This window comes from Anaerocolumna sp. (genome assembly GCF_032079385.1).
Lineage (GTDB): Bacteria > Bacillota > Clostridia > Lachnospirales > Lachnospiraceae > Anaerocolumna.
On sequence record NZ_DAMAUC010000019.1, the window covers coordinates 1 to 19,149 of the forward strand.

Sequence of the window (19,149 nt, forward strand, 5' to 3'; positions counted from 1 at the left end):
GCAATATACAATATCCCCCACTCTCTATGGTCTGAATACCCCATATTGGGCAAAGTGTACTATAGTTAGTAGTCTAAATTTTAATATTGCAGACAAATGCCGTTAGAATTTTTATCAGAAAATAACAGCACCTTTCCATAAGAACTGTAACCACCTGCGGAAAGAAGATCCACTTCGCTGATAATTTCCTCATGACAGAATACAACAACATATTCTTCTTCATTTATTTTAATTCTAACCGCTTCCGCCATCTCATTAGTTAAGATTCTTCCGCTCTTTTCCAGGGAAACAGGAATTTGCTCTACTATAATATCATGTTTTTTACCTTTCTCTTTAATAGAAATCACTGTAATCATAGAAGTACTTCCTGTTTCCTCCATGGAAACTGAAACACAATTGCAAGGTTTCAAACTATTATATTCCGTTGAGCATTCTTTTTTAGATAGTGCAGTTTTTCCATGAAGGAAAAAGCATTTTGCATTGACCCTATTTCCTTCGAAGGTTACTTTCTTGTCTTCAGAAATAATCTTTCCGTCCCCAGAGAAATGCCAATTCTGCGTATATTTATGTGTACCAGTACCATAACATTCATCAACTATTACATATATACCTGGCTTAACATAAACTATCTTTCTGGATATAAAGATTCCTTTCTCTATATAACCTAAATGAGCACCGGATACAAAATCTGCTGTTTCAGTAAAACGGTATTCTCCCTTTACTGGTTGAGCCATTTTTTCATATCCCCAGCTATTTGCACATTTGCAAAACTCTTCTTCATCCACGCATATGGTATTATGAGCAGAAGGACTTTTTAAATCCCTTCTGATTTTTGAATCTACATAAGTATAACGGCCTGAATCAATTAAAATGTCTTCGCCATGGGAATATAAATCAATATGCAACAAGTCTCCATGTCCATGTCCACTTCCCATACATCCACAATGAAATCTCAGATAATCTGCATTCTTATCGAATCCGCTTCTTAACATATAATTTCCACTATCTGTTAGTGCATAGGAAATTTCTTTTGGTATCAAGGTCTCAATATTCTCATATAACATATGTGCCTCTATCCCAAGATTCCATATATTTTCTTCCCTAAATCTAGAGTGTGATAAGAATTTTAATATACCGTCATTAAAAAAACATGCTCCATGTACCAGTAAATCCCCTGCATCAATATCATCGCTGTCAGACTGGCAAGGAATGTGTCCGTTTGGCTTACAACACATGCCAAGTGCATACAACATTTTCTGTACTTTTTTGCTTACCTGCTCCGGTATTTGGATGCCAAAGCGTTTCATATGTTCTATGCTATCCAAACTGCAATGCAGCACTTCTCCATGATACATGGGGCTTTGTTCCCACTGTATACCATCTTCAAAGACCTGCAAATTCAGCTCATCTTCCAGTCTTTGGATCGCTTCTTTAATCCAATCAGTCTTTTCAAAATAGATACCTGCAAGTAAAAGTCCATGGTTTTGAAGAATTCCCCAATTACTTAACCTGTGAAATACTCCATTTACAGACATAAGATATTCTCCATGTAAGAATAATACTTTTTCAAATTCATCCCAGAAGTTTTCTGGTATCTTGCTGCAATCTGCAAAAAGCATCATACTCTTTAGCCAATTCTCGCACCGTATTCCTGCTTCAATACTTCTCCAGGTATTTTGCTTACTTTTCTCATTAAGGGGAACCCGTTCCATCCAGTCCTTTGACAGTTCCATGAATTTCTCAGCATACTTCTCATTTTTAGTACAGTTCCATGCTTTTGCCAGATTTACAAAACAGGTATGACGATTTAAAGCAAAAGTCCATTCCGGATCACCAAAAGGAATGCAGTCCCATTCCACATTACCCTTAAATGTAACTGGCTTATTTGTTCTTTCCATTTCCCAGTGATCCTGAAATAGAAATGTATTTTCGCATAGGAGATCAGCATGCCCTATTAATTCTTTTTCATTTAAAGTGTAATTCAATTTAAAAAATTCTACGGTTCTTTTAACATTATCACCGCACCAGAATTGTTGTAATTTTTCTCTCTTCATACTAGCTCCCATTGCATACCGCATCTGCTTACAGATGTGGCACTGCCTTATCTTTATTACTACTGCAAATCGGCTTCTAATTCAATCTTTAATACAGTATCTGCTTCATCTGGAAGTTGATACGTGAAATTTCCATTATCACCAAAAGTAATAAATTTTATTTCTGGATGTTTTCGCGGTCCAAGTGCTTTAGAAGCGTCTCTTGCTTCACTGCCGTCCCATAACATCCTTATGTTCTTAATCTGTTCTTTTGTAACTCCTGTAATTGGAATTGGCCCAATAGGTGCCTCCATAATATGCGCGTATAGAATATTTCCTTTTTTAGTATAGCGTCCCCATTCTGGTCTTGGTAACTGAGCGCCTTCACAGCCATAGATGCTATCGCCATTGTTTCTCAGCCAATCTCCAACCTGTTTTAATACCTTTTCCTGTTCTTTTGGAATTCTTCCCTGTGAATCTGGTCCCACATTTAGAATCATATTTCCGCTTTTCGATACACACTCAACCAATTTACGAATTAGAAATTCTGCTGATTTATAGTTCTTGTCGCTTGGTGTATAGCCCCATGTGTCATTGATGGTCGTACATAATTCCCATACAACACGCTCACCATTTTTATTGCGAAGTTCTTCTGTTGGCATGCATTGTTCCGGACTAGTAAAATCTCCGGAGATAGTACTTGGTTTTCCTTCCATAATGGAACTATTGCTGCTACCGCCGCCTTCAAAACGGTCATTAATCAAAACCTCAGGTTGTAATTTTCTTACCATCTTCAAAAGTTCGGTTGCTTTCCACTTTTCTCCTTTGATTTCTCCATAAGAGAAGTCAAACCATAGCAAATCCAGCTTTCCGTAATTACTACACAGCTCTTCTACCTGTCCATGCATATATTTTAAATAATTATCCCAGTCATATTTATCTTCTTTATAGGCTTCATTCTCACGCATCGGATGGAACATATCATTATATTTTGGATAATCCGGGTGATGCCAGTCTAATAAAGAATAATAAATTCCTACTTTTAATCCGGCTTCGCGAACTGCTTCTACATATTCTTTAATAAAGTCTTTTCCCGCTTTTGTATTGGTAGATTTATAGTCTGTGTACTGACTGTCGAACAAGCAAAAACCATCATGATGTTTTGCTGTGAGCACCATATATTTCATACCTGCTTCTTTCGCAAGCTGCGCCCATTGTCTTGGATTAAAATCCTTAGGATTAAATTCCCTAAAATATTTTTCATAATCTTTAACGCTTACCCGGTCAAAGCTCATATACCATTCTCCCAGGCCAGGGATTGCATAAATCCCCCAATGAATAAACATTCCAAATCGTGCATCACTAAACCAGTCTGTTTTATTTCTTTTCATCACTCATAGTCTCCATTAATCTATTATTTTCTATATTCTATTTGCTTTAATTGCATTAAATCAGTTTAGTATCTTGAAATTTCTTCAAATCCAATATCAAAAAGGAAGTAGGCGTTGCTATTAGCAAAGAGTCCATTCTCATCTTTACACTCTACACGTATATAATTTTCATTTCCATCAAGAGTAAATCTCGCCTCGGTAAGAACTTCTCCTGGCATAGCCACTTTACGGTAACATCTGGTGGCATCCATCATCACATAGATTTTTTGTACTGGCCCGGTTTTTACTACCAGTTCATTACCTTCAATATAAAGTTCCTTTATCTCCGGTCCCATGGAACTATAAAAATGACCTTTTATCAAGGAATCCATAATGGCGGAATAGGTTAGTTCTTCCGCTTTTATCATAGTGAATCCTCCAAAGGAATCACATAGAGGATGATCAATAGGATAGCTGTTATGATTATCATCTGTTGCTAAGCACCATAACCGGTTGCCTAAGCGAAGCATCTCATCATAAGATTGTGGATTGTAGCCGTATAATCCATCATGCTCACAGCCATAATTGTAAATTTCCATGGCAAAGAGTCCTTTCAATCCTTTATAATCATCATAATTTTGCAACGACCAATAAGGGTGGTTGTAACATGCCAGAAAGCCTAATTCATTCATTTCTTCAAGATACTGATTGATATAATCAAAATCCCCATATCGCCGTTGGGGACATATTCCCTTTTCTTTTCTTTCTCTTTCAAATTCAGGCTTTGTATCATATAAATTAATATGATAGGTTTTATCTTTTGGGTTCAATCTTTCTGAACTTACTTCGTTAATGTCTACTTCTACCGCTGCAAGAGCCAGAAAATCTTTATCATTTAATTCTTCATGGTTTTTATATATTCTGTGATCGGTAAATGCCAGAACCTGATATCCCTGTTGCTTATAAATCTCCTTAGACTCTTCCGGTTTTAGTCTGCCATCTGATACAATGGTATGGCTGTGAAGGTTAGCCCTATAAAAATTTCCTGTCTCAGGCAATAAATAAATTCTATTCTTCATACTATCCTCGATTCCAGCGCTTTTGCGCCTCTTAATTTTGTGTGAATTTTCTCCAATAGGTTTTTCCTATCAGGCATACTGTCATACCTGCCATGGCTATTATAGTCCAAACCAAAATCGTTGTATCCCAACCAACTATTTCAGACAGCACTCCAATTCCATATGTAGATACTGCTCCTCCTACATAAGCCGAGGAGTTTAGAATTCCGGAGGCAGTTGAAGATTTACCATAAGGTGCGAAATATATAGGTACCATGCTAACTAACATAGTATTTACTGCCATCATTGCCGTTGTTGCCACACCAAATAATATCAATACGATTACAACCGACCCACCGGAATAAAGTCTAAGTAATAGCAGCATTACTGTACATATAGCGAAAAATGAAGCGGAAGTAGTAATTTCATTTCTAAAAATCTTCTTATTTACTATGGAGGCCAGATACACACCACTTAAATTAAAAATAGGTATAATGGTTGTACTTATAATGGATACTACAGATTCCATATTGAACTCTTCACGAATATACGTAGGAATCCAAGTAGTTACTCCGTCCTTTAAGATTCCTTGAAACATCAGTCCAAAGCACAGAAATACCATACCAGAAGCTAAAATCAATTTTCCCATAGAATAATTTTGTTGTTTTAAATTCTGTGAAGCAGATATAACCTCCTCTAATACTCCATTCTTTTCTACTTCTTTTTCTATTTTGTGGCTTCCAATAAACCAAATTACTCCAATGACAGCCAGACACACAGAGGAAAAGAAAAATACTGTTCTCCAATGGAATTTCCACACTATGAATGCAGTAATCCCATAAGCAGCAAAAGTACCTATGGGCACACTGCTGTTGATGTTGATACAGAATGTTTTCTGACGGCTTTGGGGAATCCAGTTAGAAAATAATTTAATGATTGGTGACCAGATTAAGGACTGAAGTAGACCATTCATGCACCATACCGCTACCATCTGCCAAATGTTTGTAGAAAGCCCCATTGCTACATTACATATTCCGGATCCTAAAATTCCTGCTAAAATCATCTTATGTGGTTTTAGCTTATCCCCTAAGATTCCACTGATAAGCTGCCCAAATCCATAGGAAAAAAAGAATGCCGTTCCTATTAATCCCGCTGCTCCTTTATCAAATCCTTCTGCCCTTATGATTTCTGTTAAACTAGCTGAATAGTTAAGTCTTCCTAGATAGGTTGAAAAATAAGCGATCCAGCATAACCAAAATAGCATGGATTGCATTTTTTCTGATTGAATCTTTTTTTGCTGTATAATTTTATCCAAGTTACAATCTCCTACTCTGTTGTAAATTCTATGGGCATATTTTCAAGAAAGTATGCATTAGAATTAGCAAATAATCCTTTCTCACTACGGCATGCCACACGTATATAGCCTTCTTTTCCGGTCAGGGTAAATCTTGCCTCTGTTAAAGTTTCTCCAGAAGGAGCTACCTTCTTATAGCAGTTCTTTCCTTCCATCTTTACATAAATCTTCTGAACCGGACTAGTCTCTACTACCAAGTCTTTGCCTTCTATATACAATGAATGTATTTCCGGACCCATGGAACTGTAGAAATCTCCTTGTTCCAGTGCTTTCATTACTGCCGGATAAGTAAGTTCCCTGGACTTAATCATAGTAAAACCTCCAAAGGAATCACACAATGGATGTCCGAAAGGGTATTCATTGTGATTGTCATCAGAAGCCAGACAAAAGATATTCTTCTGGCATCGTAACATTTCATCATAGGCTTGAGGATTGTAGCCATACAGTCCTTCAAGTTCACAGCCATGATTATAAATCTCCATAGCAAAAAGCCCGTCTAGCTGTGTATATTCATCATAATTTTGCATGGACCAATAAGGATGATTATAGCTTGCCAAGAATCCTAGTTTTTTCATCTTCCTTATATATGCATTTACATAGGAAAGATCATAATTCCAATAATCTGCTGCACAATATCTTGCTTTCTCCTCCGGCATCTCCTCCGGATTGGTATCATAGAAATTAATATGAAACATTCTGGTCCTAATTCGTTCCTTTCCCGGACGTATTTCATTAATATCTACCTCTACACCTGCCAGTGGCAGAAAATCTTCTGAAGTTAATTCCTGATGAGGAATATATTTCTTGTGGTCCGTATAGGCCACTATCTGGTATCCTTTTTTCCTATATTCTTCTTTTATCTGTTCCGGTGATAACTTTCCATCTGAAATCGTTGTATGACAATGCATATTCCCTTTATAAAAATTTCCTTCTTCAGGAAGTAAATAAATTCGCTCCTTCATTTCTCTTTACCTGCTTTTCTTATAGTCATATATTTTGAACCTATTTTGAAAAAAGCGCTGCCATGCTCTGGCAGCGCTTTCTTATCTCAGTCTAGATAACATTTCCACTCTTAATAGTATGAGGAGTACCTTTTATTGCTCATTTGCCTCTTTAATCGCTTCGTTTGCTCTGTCCTGAATAGATTTCATGGTATCTTCCAGTGATTTTTGTCCCTGACCATATAATTGGCCTTCTTCTGTGTAGATTTGGCCGATTGTAGTATCAGCAGTACCCATAATCTTTTCACTTAAATATAGTCTGCTGTTATCAAACCATCCTGTCATAAAATCTTCTACTGTTAAATTATCATCTTTAAATTTTGGAAGTAAGCTATTTTCAATATAAGTTCTTGCTTCACTTTCTGTTAGAATCTTTGCTGGAACACGTCCATAACCTAAAGTATATTTATTTTCACAAATGGTTTTGATTGCTTCAAATGCTGCATCTTTATTTCCAGATGTCTTAGGTATAGCATAGCAGCTTGTAATTGTTAAAGAAGATGGTTCTGATCCTTCTGGATATGGCATTGGAAGAATTCCTAATTCCCAATCTCTTGGATATTTTGTTTTATCTGATAATGCACTTGCAACCCATCCGCCATATACATACATACCGATATTTCCATTTACCATGAAAGAGTTATATGGATATGTTCCGGAAGCTAAATCTATACAGCTTGGTTGAATCTTAAGATCATTTCCTAAACCAAAGAACCATTTTGTAGAATCAGCGAATGCAGGATCATCAAAATTAGCTGTACCGTCTGCTTTGTATGCAGAAACACCCTTTTGTGTAGCTTGCATATAATTAGTTGCAACGTCATCACTCATGAAAGAACCCCAGATATCTTTTTCAGGATTGTTCAGTTTCTGAGCTGTCTCAACATATTTTTCCCAAGTCCATCCTTCTGCAGTTGGATAAGGAACATTAGCATCATCAAAGATTTTCTTGTTATAATAAGTTAACCAGATATCTTTTTCTGCTGGCATTGCATATGTCTGATCTTCAAATTTTACAGTTTGATTACCATATAAAGCTGTCATATCGTAATTGTCTGTTTTGGCAAGTTCATCAAGTGGCTCTAAAACAGCAGCTTTATAGAATTCTTCTAACTGAAGTGGAGTTCTACCTATGATATCAATTTCTTCTCCTGCCATTAAGCTTACAAGTACCTTGTCCATTTCTCCTGCTTTTGCTGTAGGAGTGATGAAAAATTCTACATTTATACCAGTTTTTTCTTTGATTAATTCCACCATTTCTTTTGTTTCAGAACCGGTTGCAGCGTTATCTGTCAACGCCCATTTTACTGTAACACCATCAAATGGTTTATCACTGTCTGGCTTCTGAGCAGATTCGTTACCTTTAGACTCAGTTGTTTTACCATCCGGAGTCTCCTTAGTGTTATTAGCTTTTCCACATCCTGCAGTACTTAATACCATCATTGCAGCTAAGCTGAAAGCAACACCTCGTTTTAATGCTTTTCTTAATTTCATGTATTTTTCCCTCCTTTTGTTTATAATCTTATTATAACTAACTTTTTATCTAGTTTATATAGGTTGTATTTTGAATTTATGTGCTTTTTTTATCATTCTATCATTATTTAAAAGAAATGCCTATTTTTTTTATTCATAAATACCAATAAAGGAAAGAGTGGGTGCCATTCTTGAATCCAGAATTCGTATAATCAGTATATCCGATTCTATCTGTGAAAAGCGGGCGATTTTCTTATAACCCACAGTAGTTCCCGTATATATATTAATAAGATTCCCATTTTTCATGGATAAAATTTCAAAAGCTTCAATTCGCTGACTCTTTTGTATATTTTCCTTTAAAATAACTGCTGAAATCTTTTGTGGTATATTCCAAGCAATCTTAAACTCTGCCTTGGGGTTATTTCCCTGATAGTAGGTTTTATAATCATCCGTCTGCAAACTATCTGCTGCAATCCACTCATTTTCTTCTACCAGTATTGTGCCTTCCTCAGCCAGATTTTTACCGTATCTTTTTTGTATCTCCTTACCCAATTCCTGCAGCCTTTTTACATCGTATTCATGGAGCAGTCCATTAGGCATAGGGGGAATATTTAAAAGTAGTGTTGCATTTCCACCTACGGATTTTTCATAGATATCCAGCAGATTCTCCAGAGAACGAACCTTATTATCCTCCTCAGGATGATAGAACCAGCCCGGTCTTATGGATACATCCACTTCTGCCGGATACCAAATCAAGTTCTGTTCCTCTGCCAAACGTTCCCTGCTTCCTAAATCCTGTTCCATACTACTTATTACCCTCTGACTAAAAGAAGGATCATCTGCATGCTGGCTTAAAGCAGCCACTCGCTCTGCAACAGATAAGTCTGCCGGTACAACACTCCATTCACTGGTGCGGGTATCACCAGCTTCATTACCACACCAGCGGACATCAGGGCCGCTTATGGCAATGCATGCCTCCGGCATATACTTTCTTATAGTATCATAATAACGCTGCCAGTCATAGACCTGTTTTTTCCCATTGGGGCCTTCTCCGCAGGCACCGTCAAACCATACATTAAAAATATCTCCATATCCGGTAAGCAGCTCAGTAAGTTGCGCCACAAAATAATCATCATATGCTTTTCCTTGTCCGTAGGTTTCCTGATTACGGTCCCAGGGTGAGAGATAAATACCAAACTTCAGGCCGGCTTTTCTACAAGCATCTGCTACTTCTTTTACAATATCTCCTTTTCCATTCCGGTAGGGGCTGTACTTCACAGAATGCTTTGTAAATTTACTAGGCCATAGGCAAAATCCATCATGATGCTTGCAGGTAAGGATTGCTCCTTTCATTCCTGCCGCTTTTATAGCTTCTATCCATTGATTTGCATCCATTTCAGCCGGATTAAATATTTCCGTCGATTCCGTCCCGTATCCCCATTCTTTTCCCGTAAAGGTATTTACCGTAAAGTGAAAGAATGCATAAAATTCTGTTTGTTGAAGCATAAGCTGTCTGGCGGAGGGAATCACTTTTATAAGTCTTTCATCTGATTTTTTCATTTTCTTAGTTCCTTTTCTACCAATAGACTTCCCACTGTGTTGTTAACCGCACAAGTGCTTCCATATAAAAATAATCCCCCCATAAAGTACATTCATCTACACCGCTATCCTTTACCGTATTAAATGGAGAGCTTTTTGCATAAGTAGAATGAAGTAATATTCCGTTGGTATCTAAACTGGAATTGTATAAGCAGTGTTTTGTCAATGCCTTTAATAAACGCTTTGCTGTTTGGGTATAATAGTTTGCTTCCTCAGGTTCTAAATATTTTGCCATTTCAAGCATACCACAGGCTGCTATAGCCCCGGATGAAGAATCTCTTGGTTCGGTACTGCCATCTGTAAAATCAAAATCCCAGAAAGGTACCAGATCCTCAGGTAAATGCTCCAGAAAACATGCAGTGATCTTTCTAAAACTTTCAATATACACCGGATCCGGACAATATTTATAAGCAATTGCCGAACCATATATTCCCCACGCCTGGCCTCTAGCCCAAATGGAACCATCTCTATATCCCTGGGCAGTTACTCCGCGAACCGGAGCCCCTGTCTCAGTATCAAAATAATAGGTATGATATGTAGAGGAATCTTCACGAACTACATATTTCATGCTGGTACGAATATGACGAAGTGCTGTTTCACGGTATTTTGAATCCTTCGTTTCTTCTGATGCCCAGAATAGCAAAGGCATATTTAATAGACAATCAATAATTAATCTGTATTCTTTAGGATCACCTAATTTTCCCCAAGCCTGAAAAAACTCTCCCTTTTCCTGAAACCGATCCATCAGATTATCTGCTGCCATTAAAGCAGTTTCCCTTGCCAGCTTGTCACCGGTTAGTTTATACGCTGCAACGCAGGAGGGAGTATACAAAAATCCCATATCGTGATGATCTACTACAATTCTTTTTATCAGACGCTCCTGATAGCTTGGTACCTGATGGAGAGCGGCTTCTTTAAAAGCACCCTCCTTAGTCTGTTCATACGCAAGCCACAGCTGTCCTGTCCAAAATCCATTGGTCCAGTCATTGTTTTCTGTAGCTGGATATATCTGATTGATACTATTTGCTGCCGGAAAGCTATCGTAAAATTCCGGTATATTACTTTTAACCTGATCAATCACATGTTTTAGTGCATCACTAGCTTCCTCTAAAGTGATTACTTCATATGATTCTAATGTTTCCTTCGTCTGCATAACGATTGCCTCCTCTTTTAAAGTTACTAAAGCACTTATAAACCTGCCGCCAAAGCGGCACAAACAATCCATGAAACTAATGTGAAGTTTTAGAACTTCTCAGGCGGTGTCTTTTAGCGCCTTAGAAATTCTCTTCACACTCCTCTAGTACAATATCCCAATCTTATGAAAATGTAAACCATAAAATATCATTTGCTTTTAACTTCATACTGTATTCTCTGCCCTTTCCATCATATATCAGGGTTTCTTGAGGCTCATAAGTATTATTGACAATACAATATTTGTTAGTTGCAGGATAATAATTCACTTCTACATTATAGTTAGTGCTATACCATTTCTTCATTCCCTGCTCCATGCCTGCTGCCCAGAATATAGCACGGTATAGCATTCTGGAGTTTTCAAAGGAATAAGGAATGCCACTAATATACACACTTCTTCCGTCTCCGAATTGGTTAACCGCCATTTGAACATCTTGTCCCTCCTTACGCAGGATTTGTGCTCCATGAAGAGCATAGATATTCTTCATGCCTTCTCCAAAATTAATATCCTCACGAGAATCCTCCGTAATAAAATGACGGTGTTCTTCCCAGTTATATTTATCCGTTGACATAGAGAATCCAATTTCTTTATTTACACCCAGTACATTTGCCAAAGTAAAATATCTTCCCTGATATTCACAGGCTGATGGTTCACCAACTCCAACAAATCCACCACCCTGAGCTACGAAAGCCTTTACAGCGCTGTTGATCTTTGGATTTGTCCAATAAGCTCCGCCGCTAGGTGCAGTATAGGCATCACCTACGTTAATTACCACTTTGCATTCCTTTAAAATATCCGGATTCTTTATTACATCTTCAAAGCTTATAAATTCCACATCAAAAGGCATACCGCTTAAAGCTTCCAGCACTCCCGCATAAGAGTAAGTCTGCTTATAATCAATAGCATGAGCTACCATGTGAGTTCCCCAGGAACGTATCCTGCCCCAGGAATTTAAAACGCCTACTTTAAAGTGGCTGTATGGACTTTGGCCGCCCATATTATCATAAAGAAGACGGAATTCATCACATACTTCCTCAATATATTGTATAAAATCAGGAAAATCCAATGCAATCTTTAAATAACCGCCATAACCGATTCGATCAACGGGTTTTCTTAAGATAGCACGTCTTGCAGTTACCCAGTTTACTTTAGCTTCTTTAATAGGGTCGCCGCCTTCATGGAATACATCCGGGAAGAAGTAAGGCAGAAAACGTCCCTCTGTATATTTTACTCCCGGAATATCAGAAATCAAGCGCAATGTTGTTCCATTTCCTACACTTCCTACTACTGCATCCAGGCCTACATGCTTAAAATATTCGCCAAACGGTTCTGTTCCGATCCAATGATCCCCTAAAAACATCATGGCCTCTTTGCCATTGTCATGACAGATGTTCACAAGAACTTTCATAAGTTTAGCAACTTCTCTTTGCTGAAATTCCTGAAAATCTCTGAATTCCTTGGAAGGAACGCGGTTGGTATTGTTATGGTAACCCTGATCAATAATATATTCCGGACGGAATCTATAACCAACTTCTTTTTCAAATTGTTCTAAAATATAGGGGCTGACACTGGCACTGTAACCAAACCAGTCTACGAATTTTTCTTTAGCAAATTCATTAAACACTAAAGTAAACTGATGGAAAAAGGTTGTAAAACGCACCACATCGCTGTCCGGATTTTCATTCATCCAACGTTTTAACTTTTCAATCACGTATTTCTGAGTCTTAGGTTGACGTACATCATAAGTCAACTGATGCTCCACATCCTGCCAGTCATTTGTAATAAAATTATACATATGTACCGGATCCCAGATTATAAATGCCAGAAAACTTACCGTATAATCATGATAATGCATTGGAGTTAAAATAATAACGTCTTCTGTACTCTCATCGTATTCCCATGCCTCCGGTGCCAACGGCTCGCCTGTAGTACGGTCTACTACTTCCCACCAACGTTTGATATCATGTATTGTATTAGGTTTTAATTGATCTTTGTATAAATGCTTCATCAGGGGAATACGAAGTTCTCCCTGTGACAAGGCAGTGTAAAATTCAGTCATTAAATATACCTGCTGAATTTCATCGGGATTTGCCTTAGCCCACTCATTGTCTTTTCTTGTTGTATAGTAAGTGGAATAAATCTTTACAGGCATCTTCTTAAGTTCAGCGGGCATATCTGTTCCATCACAATCACGCAAAGCGTCTGCTCCCCATCTTTTAGCAATATTCTTCGTTTCCTGTATCATATCCACATCAGTAGGAACCGTAACTCTTCCTGTTAATTTTTGTTCCATAAGATTTCCTCTCTTTACTTTTATTATTTTATATAATTTAATACGGTTTGAACTTAAATATTTTACATTGATATTGTTTAATAATAATTTCCTCACCAAAATACTTCTATTAGAATAAAATAGCTTCCGGTACATTGAAACAGATTGCATAATACATTTACTGCAATCCTATTAGAGGCCGGAAGCTTTGTTATAATTGCCTTAAACTCCAGGCATCACCCTTTTACTGCGGAAGAAGTAACGCCTTCGATGAAAAACTTCTGGCAGAATAGGAATGCAATCAGAATCGGTAGAAGTACAACTGTTGCCGCCGCCATCTGAGTGCCATAATCCTGAATCATACCAGATGAGAATAATTTAACTCCTACTGATAACATCTGCTTATCCATAGAAGATATATACAAATATGGACCCATGTAATCATTCCAAGACCATGTAAAAGAAAACAGTGCCATGGTTGCAATTGCTGGTTTTGCAAGCGGGAAAATAATTCTCCAATATATACGAAAATGGTCACATCCATCTATTTTTGCCGCTTCACTAATGGAATCTGGAATTGAAATAAATGACTGTCGTAGCAGGAATACAAAATATACGTCTACACAACTTGGCAAAATTAATGCCCACATAGAGTCCAGAATATGCAAATTCTTAAATATCATGTATCTAGGTATAATCATAATATCGCTTGGTATCATCATGGCTGACAATAATATAAGGAATATAACATCTTTTCCTTTAAATTTAATCTTTGCAAAGCCATATGCTGTAAAACTTACAAAGAATACTTTAATTATGATAGTAAGACCTGTCATAATAATGGTGTTTAAGTACCATTTCTGGAAATTGTAGATCCCATTTGCAAATAATTCTTTGAAGTTCATAATTGTAGGATTTTCTGAAATCAGATGCCAAGGGAATTTCATAACTTCTCCACTCACTTTAAAGGAAGAAGAAATCATGAATACAAACGGAAAGTTGGCTATCAATCCAATAATCAGAATGATAATTGTTAATACTATTTTTAGACCTCTATTTTTTTTCTCCATCGATTGTTCCTCCTTAATAATTTACCCATTTTTTCTGTCCGTGCCATTGAATAAGAGTTACAATCATAACGATCACAAACATAATCAAAGCCATTGCACTTGCCTGACTGGTTTCAAACTTCGTAAATGCAGTACGTACAATATTTACAGACATAACTGTAGTTGCCTGTCCCGGACCGCCTTCGGTAAGTGCCTGAATAACAGTAAAGTTTTGGAAAGAACCAATAATTGAACTAATTACCAGGAAGAAAGTTGTTGGGGAAATCATTGGTATAATGACGTTACGGATTCTCTGCCATTTTGTTGCTCCGTCAATCTGTGCCGCTTCTATCAGTTCAGCAGGTACTTCCTGTAGTGCTCCAAGATAAACAACCATGTTCAGTCCCACACCCTTCCATACGGAAATTACCGCTACAGTAGGAAGCGCCAATTTTAAATCTTGTAAAAGCAAGGGAGGATTGAATCCCATATTTCTTAAAGCTACAATAATTGGACTGCCATTACCCAGTAAAACCTTAAAAATAACAGCCACTGCCACCATGTTGGAAACATAAGGCATAAATACCAAAGAGCGGGTTGTATTTTTTAGATAAACACCTTTGTTTAAGATAAATGCCAGTACAAATCCCACCACCATAATTAACGGTACATAAACCAATGAGTATTTAAAAGTTCTAATAAGTGATTCCATAATTTCTTTATTCTGAAATATCTTGACGAAATTCTGTAACCCAACAAATTTCAGATTGTCTAGTCTTGTAATATATTTTACGTTTAAAAACGACATCACAATTGCTATTAGGAAAGGAATACCTGTAAAGATTGTAAAAAATATTAAATATGGAGATATAAACAGCCATCCATACCTATTTTCTTTCTTTTGTTCTTTCGAACTCTTTATCCTTCCTTTTGGTGCTGATGCTTTTTTCATTTTCATAAGCCTGTCTCTCACTTTCTATTTTAGCTGGGAAGAGTCATTCCAATATGAGCTTTCCTTTACTCATATTTTAACGTATATTATGTCAATAACCCATATGTCGTTTTTTATATTCGTTGGCTATTTTCGTTTTTTTATATAAAAAAACAAAGAAATCAAACAATTTTCTGCCTGATTTCTTTGTTAATCTCACTTTATCTGCTTATTTTCTTTTAGATTTCCCTGCTCATCAACATCATCTCTGGTTATCTTTGGGATCCGAATAACAGTCAAAGTTCCTACATCTTTTTTACTGTATATCGAAACCGCATGCTCAACTCCGAAATACAATTTAATTCTCATTTCCACACTGTGAAGTCCGATTCCGGTACTACGGCGGTTCTTATCCTGTTCTTCCGACTCCGTTCTTCCAAAGCGGATTTGATTCCGTATTTCATTTAATTTCTCTTTGTCCATCCCGCGGCCGTTATCCATAACTTTTATAATAACCCATCCATCTTTTTCTTTAATAGTTAGCCGAATCAACATAGGGTGCTTTAATCCTGTCATACCGTAGAGGAAAGAATTTTCTACTACTGGCTGCAGCATTATCTTTAATGAGTACAATTCATGTATCTGCTGCATATCCGTTCGTAGGTCAAATTCAAAATCTTCCTTATACCGGTTTTTTTGAATCTTTACATAGGCCATAAGGTGCTCTATTTCATGCTCCATTAGTACAATAACCTGACCTCCGCTTATTGACAAGCGATACATCCTTCCAAGAGATGCAGCCATACGTCCAATGTCCGGCCTGCCTGCATCATTGGATATCCATACAATATTTTCAAGGGTGTTATAAAGAAAATGAGGGTTAATCTGGCTCATTAATACTTCCAGTTCCAATTCCTTTTTCTTACGTTCCGCTCTCAAATCCTCAATAATATGGGTATTAATCCGCTCCAGCATTGAATTATAATAGCGTATCATATCTCCCATTTCATTTTTCTGTTTCACTTCAATAAAAGCATTTAAATTACCGCCATACACTTCTTTCATGGAAGCGTTAAGTTCACCGATAGGATCCATAAAGCTTTTATATAAGTATAATATCATCATGGCACAAAGGCCCACACAAACCAGCATAACAAGAAAAATTCGGTAGTATAATACATCCATTTCTCTGGTAACCGCCTTTACCGGAATTATCATAACTGTCATCCAATCATTCACCTGAGAAACCTTTACATTCACCATTTGATTTCCTGAAGCATCCCGCATTTCCTGTGAATCCTCGGTACGCTCCAGTATCATCTTTTTTAATTCCCTTGGAATTTCACCTGCTTTTACCACTTCTTCATTACTGGAGGAAATCAAACTGCCATCTCCTGTAATAATATAGATATCACCAGGGGTTGATTCAGCAAGCTCATCATACTGTTCATATATATCTTTTTCTTTCAAGGCAAATAACTGTACGTATTCATATCTTCCCTTTTCCCATGAATATATCCTGCGAATGCCCATAACAGCCTTCTTCTCCCGGATTCCCTCCGGATAGTTGCTCAAAAGAAAATTGTCCTGTAAGGGAAACCAACGAAACTTCATCAAAAGGTCAGGATCTTCTATATTCAGATCCTGTAATTTCTCTATAACCTCATTCGGATCCTTATTGGGATCCAGGAAATTAAATAATTCCCCCTTGTAGGTGTACATAGCACTGATTCTTTCCCTCTTATTCAACATATCATAAGCTGAAAATATGTTACTGTAAATACTCACAATATCCAGTTTTTTATACATTTGCTCTTCCGGTGAGTATTCCTTTTCAATATATTTATCCAGCTGATCATTTGCAGCAAAGTTATCAGAAACACTATAAATGTCCGAAAGCTTAGCATCTATTTTATTAGCGATATCAGTAACCCGGCTCTGGGTAGTACGCATATATTCCTGTTTCATAACTTTTCGCGTATTCCAGAATAAAATAGTAATAACAATCATAATTGGAATCAACACTTGTAAAATACCAAATAACATCCTGCCTTTTAAGCCTAGATTTCTTTTCTTCTTCTCTTTTTTCATTCTATTTATTTTCCATATACTTTGCAGCGCTTCCACCTCCTGCTTGGAGGATATTACGATATTCTTTCGGACTCATACCATATTTTTTCTTAAACAGCTTAATATAATTGGATACATCAGCCCATCCCATTTCCTCAGAAATCTCATATATTTTAAGTGCCGGATCCGCCAGAAGCTTCTGACTTTTCTCCAATCGTTTTGATATAATATAATCACTAAAATTGCATCCAAATTCATTTTTAAATATTTTAGAAATATACGCCGTATTCTTATGGACCTTTGCACCAACGTATTCCAAAGAGATCTGGTTGGAATCATATTCTGCATCCACAATTTCTTTAATTTGCTGAGCAAGGCTGCTTCTGTTCTTCCATTCTCCCTTCATACGGGCGCTTTCTTTGGAAACTTCCCGAAGAATTTTAAATAGAAACTCTTTTTTTGCCTCCAAGCTTTTGAAAGAATATATGTGTGTATAGGTGTAATCCATCTTTTTCATAACCTTCTCAAGCTGAACACCGTAACGCAATAACTCCCGGGACAGGTTAAACATTAGCTCAAGGCTTAGGCGGTTAATGCAATCGTAATCAAGAATTACTTTTCCTCTAAATTCAGAGAAAATCTGTTCCAGTGTATCTTCTATTTTATTTTCCTGCTGCTCCAGGATTTCCTTTACTATCTTCTCCACATCAAAGGAGATGGCGTAATAGTCAAAATCTGCTTCCTGCATTTCTTTATAGAACATAATAAGGTTTTTAGCTTCACTATAGATTTTCTGGCTGACACAGCATTTTGCCTGTTCGTAGCACTGAGGAAGCATCTGAAAATCCATATAGAAGTTACTAATCCCTGCATATGCACTAATATTCCCTTCTTCTAAGATTTCTTCTAACATCCTCTTTGTATAACTGCGAAGGACTTCTTCCTCTGGTTCTTCTTCCAGACTTAAAATCCCGGTTATCTTTTCTTCATAGTTTAAAATATACTTTCCGACAATAATCTCATTGGGAGCTTTTTCGTTCAGAATATCCTCTACTTTAATTTGCTCCTGATAAAAGGCATTCTTATCTTCTGAATTCTGAACATCAAAACTGATTAAAATAACTCCAAACCAGTTTCCATCCTGTTTTAAGAATTCTTCCTCCATCTCTTCTTCGTTATAGCCATAGCCCTTTATTAAAGCATTAAATTTCTTTTTAAGCTTCAGATCCTTACTTTCTTCATAGGCCTGCTTTAGCTCTTGTTCTTCCATTTTCTTTCTATTTTCATCGTCAAGTCTGTCTTTCATTTTGCGAAACATAACTTCGAATTCATCCAAATCCGTAGGCTTTAGTAAATACTCTGTAACCCGGCTTTTAATGGACATCTGAAGATACTCAAAATCATTATAGCCGCTTAGGATAATGATTTTAATCTCCGGATAGTTCTGATTTAGATGCTGCATCAGTTCAATTCCATCCATTTCCGGCATTCGGATGTCTGAAATTATCACATGAGGCTTGTCCTTCTTTATTTGCTCAAGTGCCTCCAATCCATTACCACAGACGCCACTTATTACAAATCCCCACTCTCCCCATGGAATACTATTCGCAATTCCATATGCTATTGATTTTTCATCTTCCACTACCAGTAGTTTATACATATCTTACCTCCGTCTTTAAAACATTATATAACAAGCCCTATTATCTTCGCAAGCTTTTATACTTTACAGATTATGAAAAAGGTACCA

At 37.0% G+C, this 19,149-nt stretch carries 13 protein-coding genes; all 13 read right to left on the reverse strand.

Translation table 11 applies throughout. The features are described from left to right. Positions 1–80: 80 nt before the first annotated feature. Entirely contained in the window at positions 81–2,054 is a 1,974-nt protein-coding gene (locus tag RT261_RS14660; protein WP_313133567.1) for an alginate lyase family protein, read from the reverse strand. A 59-nt stretch (positions 2,055–2,113) separates the two neighbouring features. Beyond that, positions 2,114–3,424: an alpha-L-fucosidase gene (locus RT261_RS14665; RefSeq protein WP_313133675.1), complete on the reverse strand. Its 1,311-nt coding sequence runs from the start codon at positions 3,422–3,424 to the stop codon at positions 2,114–2,116. A gap of 65 nt (positions 3,425–3,489) precedes the next feature. After that, complete coding sequence (locus RT261_RS14670) at positions 3,490–4,482, reverse strand: PHP domain-containing protein (RefSeq protein ID WP_313133568.1); 993 nt, start codon at positions 4,480–4,482, stop codon at positions 3,490–3,492. Between the two features lie 31 nt (positions 4,483–4,513). Further along, positions 4,514–5,776 (reverse strand): MFS transporter, encoded by a 1,263-nt coding sequence (locus RT261_RS14675; protein ID WP_313133570.1) that lies wholly within the window; start codon positions 5,774–5,776, stop codon positions 4,514–4,516. 11 nt (positions 5,777–5,787) lie between these two features. Next, positions 5,788–6,777, reverse strand: a complete 990-nt coding sequence (locus tag RT261_RS14680; RefSeq protein WP_313133572.1) for a PHP domain-containing protein — start codon at positions 6,775–6,777, stop codon at positions 5,788–5,790. Positions 6,778–6,909: 132 nt separating this feature from the next. Beyond that, positions 6,910–8,310 carry an ABC transporter substrate-binding protein gene (locus tag RT261_RS14685; protein WP_313133574.1) on the reverse strand — a complete coding sequence of 467 codons (1,401 nt, stop codon included), beginning with the start codon at positions 8,308–8,310 and terminating at the stop codon, positions 6,910–6,912. A gap of 129 nt (positions 8,311–8,439) precedes the next feature. Further along, complete coding sequence (locus RT261_RS14690; protein WP_313133575.1) at positions 8,440–9,849, reverse strand: alpha-L-fucosidase; 1,410 nt, start codon at positions 9,847–9,849, stop codon at positions 8,440–8,442. A gap of 16 nt (positions 9,850–9,865) precedes the next feature. Then, the gene (locus tag RT261_RS14695) at positions 9,866–11,041 is read right to left on the reverse strand and encodes a glycoside hydrolase family 88 protein (protein ID WP_313133577.1); all 1,176 of its coding nucleotides are present in this window, start codon (positions 11,039–11,041) and stop codon (positions 9,866–9,868) included. 163 nt (positions 11,042–11,204) lie between these two features. Further along, positions 11,205–13,373, reverse strand: coding sequence for a 1,3-beta-galactosyl-N-acetylhexosamine phosphorylase (gene gnpA / locus RT261_RS14700; RefSeq protein WP_313133578.1), 2,169 nt, complete (start codon positions 13,371–13,373; stop codon positions 11,205–11,207). Between the two features lie 215 nt (positions 13,374–13,588). Further along, the gene (locus tag RT261_RS14705) at positions 13,589–14,422 is read right to left on the reverse strand and encodes a carbohydrate ABC transporter permease (RefSeq protein WP_313133579.1); all 834 of its coding nucleotides are present in this window, start codon (positions 14,420–14,422) and stop codon (positions 13,589–13,591) included. Between the two features lie 13 nt (positions 14,423–14,435). After that, a complete protein-coding gene (locus RT261_RS14710; protein ID WP_313133580.1) occupies positions 14,436–15,359 on the reverse strand; it encodes a carbohydrate ABC transporter permease in 924 nt (307 codons plus the stop codon). Positions 15,360–15,548: 189 nt separating this feature from the next. Then, positions 15,549–17,423, reverse strand: coding sequence for a sensor histidine kinase (locus RT261_RS14715; protein WP_313133581.1), 1,875 nt, complete (start codon positions 17,421–17,423; stop codon positions 15,549–15,551). A 1-nt stretch (position 17,424) separates the two neighbouring features. Next, positions 17,425–19,062, reverse strand: coding sequence for a response regulator transcription factor (locus RT261_RS14720; RefSeq protein WP_313133582.1), 1,638 nt, complete (start codon positions 19,060–19,062; stop codon positions 17,425–17,427). Positions 19,063–19,149 lie beyond the last annotated feature (87 nt).